The 3,011-nt window shown below is 58.7% G+C and carries 3 protein-coding genes; 2 read left to right on the plus strand and 1 reads right to left on the minus strand.

What is annotated here, in order from left to right; translation table 11 throughout:
- The first annotated feature begins 306 nt into the window (after positions 1 to 306).
- Positions 307 to 1,863, plus strand: a complete 1,557-nt coding sequence (gene metG, locus ACUVTA_RS09250; RefSeq protein WP_445952649.1) for a methionine--tRNA ligase — start codon at positions 307 to 309, stop codon at positions 1,861 to 1,863.
- A gap of 3 nt (positions 1,864 to 1,866) precedes the next feature.
- On the plus strand, positions 1,867 to 2,646 hold the full coding sequence (locus tag ACUVTA_RS09255; RefSeq protein ID WP_445952650.1) for a TatD family hydrolase: 780 nt from the start codon (positions 1,867 to 1,869) through the stop codon (positions 2,644 to 2,646).
- A 36-nt stretch (positions 2,647 to 2,682) separates the two neighbouring features.
- Here ACUVTA_RS09255 and ACUVTA_RS09260 read toward each other — a convergent pair.
- Positions 2,683 to 3,011, minus strand: a 329-nt coding sequence (locus ACUVTA_RS09260) for a DNA methyltransferase (protein WP_445952651.1), incomplete at its 5' end; no start/stop codon positions are given.

Here is a 3,011-nt window from a genome sequence, read left to right on the forward strand (position 1 = left end):
CCTAGGAAGAGAAACGATTGCTGAGTTTGTAGAGAATGAGCGTATTTTGGGAATCCTCCCCGGGTTAAAGGTAAATTACGCTCAAGGTTACTATGGGGGAAACCCGGGCCGTTCCCGGGAGTCGCTTAAGTTAAGAAAAAGATAACCGCTTCTTCAAGCAATATTTACTTTGACGGCTTGCTGCTCAGCTTGACAGCCTCTTGTTTCTCCAATTAGAATGAAATTTGGTTCTGCTGCCGTTTTGCGGGTAAGCCTTACGGTAAAAAATTCTTAAACTTACAAGGCTGCGGAAGGAGTAGAACCTTGGTGGCGGGAAAAGAGGCGGCGCGGCCCACCTTTTACATCACCACACCGATTTATTATCCGAGCGATAGGCTCCACATCGGCCACGCTTATACCACCGTGGCGGCAGATACCGTAGCGCGGTTCAAGCGCCTCCAGGGTTACGACGTTTATTTCCTTACCGGGGCGGACGAGCACGGGCAGAAGATTGAGCGTACCGCCCAGGCGAAAGGGAAAAAGCCGCAGGAGTACGTGGACGAGATTGTTGTCACTTTCAAGGAGCTCTGGGCGCGGCTTAAGGTTGAATACAGCGATTTCATTCGGACGACCGAGGCGCGCCACCGGGTGGTGGTGGAAAAGATTTTCCGGCAGCTATACGACCAAGGCGACATTTATAAGGCGGCGTACGAGGGATGGTACTGCACCCCCTGCGAGACCTTCTGGACCGAGCGGCAACTGGTGGACGGTAACTGCCCCGATTGCGGCCGGCCGGTGGAGCTTTTGCGGGAAGAGAGCTATTTCTTCCGTCTTTCGAAATACGCCGACCGGCTCCTTGAGTACATCGAAACCCACCCCGACTTTATCCAACCCGTCTCCCGCCGGAACGAAATGGTGAGCTTTATTAAACAGGGGCTGGAGGACCTCTGTGTCTCCCGGACCACCTTTTCCTGGGGCATTCCGGTGTCTTTCGACCCGCGCCACGTGATCTACGTCTGGATTGATGCCCTGACGAACTACATTTCGGCTTTGGGCTACGGGACGGAGAAAGACGCCCTTTTCCGGCGCTACTGGCCGGCAGATGTGCACCTGGTGGGCAAGGATATCGTCCGTTTTCACACCGTCATTTGGCCCATTCTGCTGATGGCCATCGGGCTGGAACTGCCAAAGCGGGTGGTAGGGCATGGCTGGCTTTTGGTAGACGGGGGTAAGATGTCGAAATCCAAGGGGAACGTGGTTGACCCCCACGTGCTGATAGATAAATACGGTGTGGACGCGGTGCGTTATTACCTTTTACGGGAGCTTAACTTTGGCGCGGACGGTTACTACCTTGAAGATAATCTCATCGGGCGGATCAACAGCGACCTGGCGAATGACCTTGGGAACTTGCTGCACCGGACGCTCACCGTCTGCGAAAAGTTTAGCGGCGGGATTGTGGGACCACCGGGGCCGCCGGAGGGGCCGGATGAAGAGCTGATCGAAATCACCAGCGAAACGCCGGCCAGGGTAGCGGCCTTGGTGGACGGTTTGCAGCTCGCGGAAGCCCTGGCGGCGCTCTGGCAGCCCGTCGGCCGGGCAAACAAGTACCTGGACGAGACGGCGCCCTGGAACTTGGGCAAGGACCCGGCCCGACGGGAGCGTTTCCATAGGGTGATTTATAACGTTTTGGAGGTTTACCGCTTTGTCACGGTGCTGCTCGGTCCCTTCATGCCCGGCTTTCCGGAACGGGTCTGGCCGCAGCTCGGTATCGCGGACCGACCTGACCTGCATACTTTTGCTTCGCTTGAATGGGGGAAATTTCCCCCAGGGGTTAAGGTGGAGCGGCGCGGCCCGCTCTTCCCGCGGATTGAGGTTAGGAAGTAAGCTATGGCCACAGAATTAACCGATACCCACTGCCACCTCGACGACGAACGCTATAAAGCGGATAGGGCGGCCGTGATTGAGCGGGCACGCGCTGCAGGCGTGACGCGGCTCGTCACCGTCGGCTACGATCTAGCTTCCTCCCGGCGGGCGGGTGAACTTGCCGCTGCCTTACCGGGGGTTTACGCGGTGGTAGGTGTGCACCCTCACGATGCCGCCGGCGTGCCGCTGAACTACCTGGAAGAGCTGCGCCGGCTGGCGCGTGCACCACGGGTGGTGGCGATCGGGGAGATCGGCCTTGATTTTTACCGGGATCTTTCGCCCCGCTCGGTGCAGCGGGAGGTTTTTGTGGCCCAGCTTCATTTGGCGCGGGAACTCGGCCTGCCGGTCGTGATCCACTGCCGCGAGGCGCACGGTGAGGTTTACGAGATATTGCGGCGGGAAGCGGTAGGAATTTCCGGGGTGATGCACTGCTTTTCCGGTGGTTGGGAGGAGGCCAAGCGTTTTTTGGCGCTTGGCTTTTACCTTTCAATTGCCGGACCAGTTACCTTCACTGGTGCCCGCCGGCCAGTAGAAGTGGTAAGGCAGATGCCGCTGGAGCGGCTGCTGCTGGAAACCGACGCCCCCTATCTCCCACCCGTGCCCCACCGGGGCAAGCGCAATGAACCCGCCTACCTGATCTACACCGCGCAAAAGGTAGCCGCAATCCGGGGAATCAGCCTGGAGGAGCTCGCCGCGGCTACGACCGCGAACGCGGTGCGGCTTTTCGGGCTACTCGCATTTTAGCCGTAGAGGCGCTGGCCGACTTACATCTTAGCTGCGTTAGCCTAAAGATCTCCCGGTGGCAGAGAGCGTTTCTTCGTCCGCGGTCGCTAACGATGTCCGTTGGTCGGGGTTTTCGCTTTTGGGGACATCTTTTCCAAGAAAACTGCGGATGCGTTCTACTGCGGTTTTCAAGTACGCCGCATCGATCTCGAAGCCGACCACGCCGACCTCCAGCCGCAGGCAGGCCAAGGCGGTGCTGCCGATGCCCATGAAAGGGTCCAGCACCAGGCGCGTCTCTTTGATACCGTGCAATTTAACGCACATCTCCGGTAGGGCCACCGGGAAGGTCGAGGGGTGGGGCCGCTGCTTTTCCCGGTCCCAGATCG

Source organism: Thermodesulfitimonas sp., assembly GCF_052743955.1.

Bases quoted from the DNA above. Each gene is read 5' to 3' on its own strand.
- ACUVTA_RS09255 (WP_445952650.1), top strand. From the start codon at position 1,867: ATGGCCACAGAATTAACCGATACCCACTGCCACCTCGACGACGAACGC.